We start from the raw sequence: 4696 nt of genomic DNA on the forward strand, positions 1-4696 counted from the left end.
GGGCGGTGGTGGAGGGGCCGGCTCGGCCTCTTCGTCCTCGATCACCGGCGGTGGCGGTGCTTGCTCCACCACGGGTGGCGGCACCACCTCGGGCTCCGGCTCGACCAATGCCAACTCGACCGCCGACTCGTCGTACACCGGCTCGACCTTCAACGTCTGGGACTGGATACCCAGTGCAATCAGCACCAGGGCGATCAGGGCCGGGACACTGCCCAGCAGCCGACGCGCACGAAACAGGACGTACATGATCAGGACTTACGCGTGGCGATGGACACGGAGGTAAAGCCACCCAGACGCAGGGTGTCCATCACCTCCACCAGGCGCGAAACCTCCACGCCCTTGTCGCTGTTGACGATGATCGTCGACTTGGTATCCGGCTTTTCCGCCGCCTTCAGCGCCGGTACCAGAGCGTCGACCGTGAGGTCCTTGCCGTCCAGTTGCAACTGGCCTTCCAGGCCCAGGGTGAGGATGAATTTGTTCTGCGGCTTGAGCTGCTGCGAACTGCTGGCGCTGGGCAGTTGAGTCTTCATGCCGAGTGCCGGAATCACGTTCAGACTCACGAGTACGAAAAACACCAGGAGGAACATCATCACGTCGATCATCGGGATCAGTTCGATGTGTGCCTTGCGTTTTTTCGGTTCATCCCAGGTTCTCATTCCGCTACCCCGTTATTGAATTAGGGGCGACACGCTAACAACGGAAAATGACCGAACGGTTAACTTTAATTTACGTTTTGACGTGTCTAGGACGTGTCTTACAGATTGGTTTCCGGTCACTTCCACGAAGTAATGAAACTGAAACGCCGGGGGTACATTCTCGAAAAATTTACACCGAGAGCCGTCTTGTATGAGTCAGTCATTGCCGCATTTGTTGACTTCGCGTTTGCTGTTGCGGGCGCTGGAAAGCGACCAGGCCGCAGTACTTTCCAGCCTCGCCAACGGGCCGAAGATTGCTGACAACACGGCCAACATTCCATCGCCCTATACCCTGGAAACAGCCCGGACGTTTATTGACGAGATGCAAGACAAATACCGCGCCGGCGATCTGTTGAGCCTGGGCATGCACCTGCGCGAAACCGGCGAATTGATCGGCATCGTCAGCCTGCGTCTCAATGCGCGTCACCACTACGGGCACCTGGGCGGATGGGTGGCGGCGCACTGTCGCAACCAGGGCTATGCCGCCGAGGCAGCCCGTGCGGTGATGGACTTCGGGTTCACCGAACTGGGCCTGTACCGAGTGGGCAGCCAATGCTTTGGCCGCAACAAGGAGTCGGCGCGGGTCATGGAGAAAATCGGCCTGCTGTACGAAGGCTGTATGCGCGCCGCGTTTCTCAAGAATGGGGTGTATGAGGACTTGCTCGGGTTTGCGACCGTGCGCAATGACTGGGAGCGCCGGGCGTGAGTCGTGCGGTTGACCATGATCGGCGCCGGGTGCTGGCCGGGCTGGCGCTGGCCGCCACCTTTTCGATCCTCAGCCCGTTTGCCCGCAGTGCGGGGATCGATTATCCGTTCACGTTGGGCGTGGCCTCGGGTGATCCGTTGCCGGATGGTTTCGTGATCTGGACGCGCCTGGCGCCGTTGTTCAATGCGGCGGACGGTCGCGGCGGGTTGGCGCGTGCGGTGCCGGTGCGTTGGCGGGTCGCCAGCGATGCGGGGATGACGCGCATTGTGAGGCAGGGTGAGGTGATGGCGAGTGAGCGCTTTGCCCACTCCGTGCATGTGGAGGTCGCGGGGCTGGAAGCCGGCAGGCCGTATTGGTATCAGTTCGAAGGGCTGGGGGCGCAGAGCGCGGTGGGGCAGTCGCGTACCGCGCCGGCTTTGCATGCCCTGGCGACGGCGCGCTTGGGGTTCGTGTCGTGCTCCCACTGGGAACGCGGGTACTTCAGTGCCTATCGTCACCTGGCGGCGGAGCAGCCGGACCTGGTGTTTTTCCTCGGTGACTATATCTACGACAGTTCCTACGCGGCCGACTCGGGAAAAGTCATTCGTTCCCACGGCAGCGGCAACGCGCTGACCCTGAGCGACTATCGCAACCGCTATGCGCTGTACAAGACCGATCCGGATCTCCAGGCCTTGCACGCGGCGGCGCCCAGCGTGGCGACCTGGGACGATCACGAGGTGCAGAACGACTATGCCAGCCGCTGGTCCCAGGACCCGAAGGTTGCCGTGGCGCAGTTTCTCAAGCAGCGGGCGGCGGCGTATCAGGCCTATTACGAGCATATGCCGCTGCGCGTGAGCAGCCTGCCCAACGGGCCGGATATGCGCGTTTATCGGCGCCTGGACTACGGCCGCCTGGCACGTTTCCATGTGCTCGACGGTCGACAGTATCGCTCCGAGCAACCGTGCATTCAGGCCAACGGCAGCCATCAGGGCCACATCGCCGCCAACACCTGCAGCGACTTGCGCGACCCCGCTCGCACCATGCTCGGTTGGCAGCAGGAGGCCTGGCTGGACCAGGGGTTTGCCCAGTCGAAAGCGCAATGGAACGTGATCGCCCAGGACTTGCTGGTGGCGCCGCTGCTGCAGCGCGACCTGACCCAGCACACGCTGGGCCATTGGACCGATGGTTGGGATGGCTACATGGCGAACCGTTCACGAATGCTCGCGTCCATCGCGCGCCACCAGCTCAACAACCCGGTGTTCTGGGGCGGTGATATACATTCATTCTGGGCCACCGATTTGCATGCCGATGCCAACAACCCGGACTCGCCCGTGCTCGCCACCGAGTTCGTCGGCACCTCGGTGACCTCCGATGGGCCGCCTTACGACGCCTTCACCCAGATGCTGCCGCAGAATCCCCATGTGAAGTTTTTCGACAGCCGCCAGCGCGGGTATGTATCGGTGACGCTAGATGCCCAGCGCATGCTCACGGACTTTCGTGTGATTACCGATCCGCGTGACCCGGCCGCCACGGTGTCGACGCTCAAGTCGTTCGTGGTGGAACCGGGGCGGGCCGGGGCGATCGCGGTTTAATCCAGGCTGTAGCGTACCGACAGCGTGCCCTTTTTCTCCGCCACGGCCAGGATCGTCACCTGGCCCAATTCGCCCAACGCCTGCACATGCGTGCCACCACAGGCATACGCGGGCAACTCGCCGAAGCCGACTTCGCGGATGCCGTCTTCCAGGCGCATCTGGCGCGGGTAGTCGGCGGCGATCCAGTGGTCGAGCTGTTGTTGAAGCGTGTCGGCCTCCATGGCTTGTGCGCTTTCGCCGCGGATAAAGGTGATCTTGCCTTCGCCCGGCCAGTGGTGGGCCTTGATCGGCATCCAGCCCAACGCCTCGCCGGCGTTGCCGATCAAGTGTCCGGCGGAATGCAGGCGGGTGTGCAAGGCACGGCGTGGTGCATCGACCCGTGCGTTGATCGGGCCCGGTTCTACGGGCTGGTCGAGGTAATGCACCACGCGCTCTGCCTCCTGGGTCACCCGCAGCACCCGGCTGTCGCCCAGCCAGCCGGTGTCGAATGGCTGGCCGCCGCCCTGGGGGTGGAAAATCGTCGACTGCAGCGTGACCGCAAACTGCTCTTCGTGGGCGGTGCAGCTCAGCACTTCAAGCTCGGCGGTCAGGTGGTCGTGGGTGAAAAACAGGCGCTCGGTCATCGTCTACATCCGCATCAAGGTTCTGCGGGCAGTATAAATAGTGCGCAGATGGGTGATAATCCGTTCAATTATCAATGGACTTGTGCGTCATGAGCATCAATCTTCCTTTGCCGCTGCTGGGTGAAATGGCGATTTTCGTCAAAGTGGTGGAAGCCGGCAGTTTTTCTGCGGCAGCGCGACAACTGAGCGTGTCGCCTTCGGCGGTGAGCCGCAGCATCTCGCGTCTCGAACAGGCGTTGGCCACGCGCCTGCTGCAACGCACCACGCGCAAACTGCGTTTGAGCGAGGGCGGCGAAGAGGTGTTCAAGCGTTGCCAGGAGATGGTCAACGCGGCGCGCTCGGTGATGGAAATCAGCGGCCAGTTCACCCACGAAGCCGAGGGCTTGGTGCGGGTCAGCGTGCCCAAGGCGGTGGGGCGGTTCGTGGTGCATCCGCATATGCCGGAATTCTTGCGGCGCTATCCCAAGGTCGATGTGCAGTTGATCCTTGAGGACCGGCAGGTGGACCTGATCGATGACAACGTCGACCTGAGTATCCGTATCACCGACAGCCCGCCGCCGGGCCTGGTGGGGCGGCAATTACTGCCCATCGAACACGTGTTGTGCGCGACGCCGCAGTACCTGGCCGAGCACGGCACGCCGAGTCATCCCCATGATCTGCTGGCGCACAGTTGCATCTACCTGGGCGAAACCCCGGGGGACTCGCGCTGGAAGTTTCGCCGGGCGGGCAAGGCGGTCACGGTGGGCGTGCGGGGGCGGTATGCGGCGAACCACACCGGCGTGCGCCTGGATGCGGTGTTGCAGCATGTGGGGATTGGCAGCTTGCCGTATTTCACGGCGCGGCATGCGTTGGATGAGGGGCGCCTGGTGCAGGTGTTGCCGGCGTGGGACTTTATTGCGTCCTACCATGGCGAGGCCTGGCTGCTGCACTCGCCGACGCGGTACCTGCCGCCGAAGGTACGGGTGTTCATTGATTACCTGGTGGCGTGCATGGCCACCGAGCCGACGCTGCGCCGACGGTAGTGTGGGAGGGGGCTTGCCCCCGATAGCGGTGGATCAGTCATGCATGTATTGGCTGACACGCCGCCATCGGGGGCAAGCC

At 62.9% G+C, this 4696-nt stretch carries 5 protein-coding genes and 1 pseudogene; 3 read left to right on the forward strand and 3 right to left on the reverse strand.

The features are described 5' to 3' along the window. A pseudogene (locus AC07W0_RS30820) lies at positions 1–246 on the reverse strand (energy transducer TonB); the annotation flags it as partial. A 2-nt stretch (positions 247–248) separates the two neighbouring features. Beyond that, a complete protein-coding gene (locus AC07W0_RS30825) occupies positions 249–656 on the reverse strand; it encodes an ExbD/TolR family protein (protein ID WP_005786670.1) in 408 nt (135 codons plus the stop codon). Positions 657–846: 190 nt separating this feature from the next. Between AC07W0_RS30825 and AC07W0_RS30830 the strand changes: the two genes are divergently transcribed. Next, a complete protein-coding gene (locus AC07W0_RS30830; RefSeq protein WP_102619016.1) occupies positions 847–1401 on the forward strand; it encodes a GNAT family N-acetyltransferase in 555 nt (184 codons plus the stop codon). Next, on the forward strand, positions 1398–2972 hold the full coding sequence (locus tag AC07W0_RS30835; RefSeq protein ID WP_102619015.1) for an alkaline phosphatase D family protein: 1575 nt from the start codon (positions 1398–1400) through the stop codon (positions 2970–2972). The genes AC07W0_RS30830 and AC07W0_RS30835 overlap by 4 nt, the downstream gene beginning before the upstream one ends. Here the strand turns inward: AC07W0_RS30835 and AC07W0_RS30840 are convergent. Then, positions 2969–3595 (reverse strand): alanyl-tRNA editing protein, encoded by a 627-nt coding sequence (locus AC07W0_RS30840; protein ID WP_057005309.1) that lies wholly within the window; start codon positions 3593–3595, stop codon positions 2969–2971. The genes AC07W0_RS30835 and AC07W0_RS30840 overlap by 4 nt on opposite strands. Before the next feature lie 89 nt (positions 3596–3684). Between AC07W0_RS30840 and AC07W0_RS30845 the strand changes: the two genes are divergently transcribed. Next, on the forward strand, positions 3685–4617 hold the full coding sequence (locus tag AC07W0_RS30845; protein WP_102619014.1) for a LysR family transcriptional regulator: 933 nt from the start codon (positions 3685–3687) through the stop codon (positions 4615–4617). Positions 4618–4696: the final 79 nt, after the last annotated feature.

This window comes from Pseudomonas sp. GW704-F2, assembly GCF_059423025.1.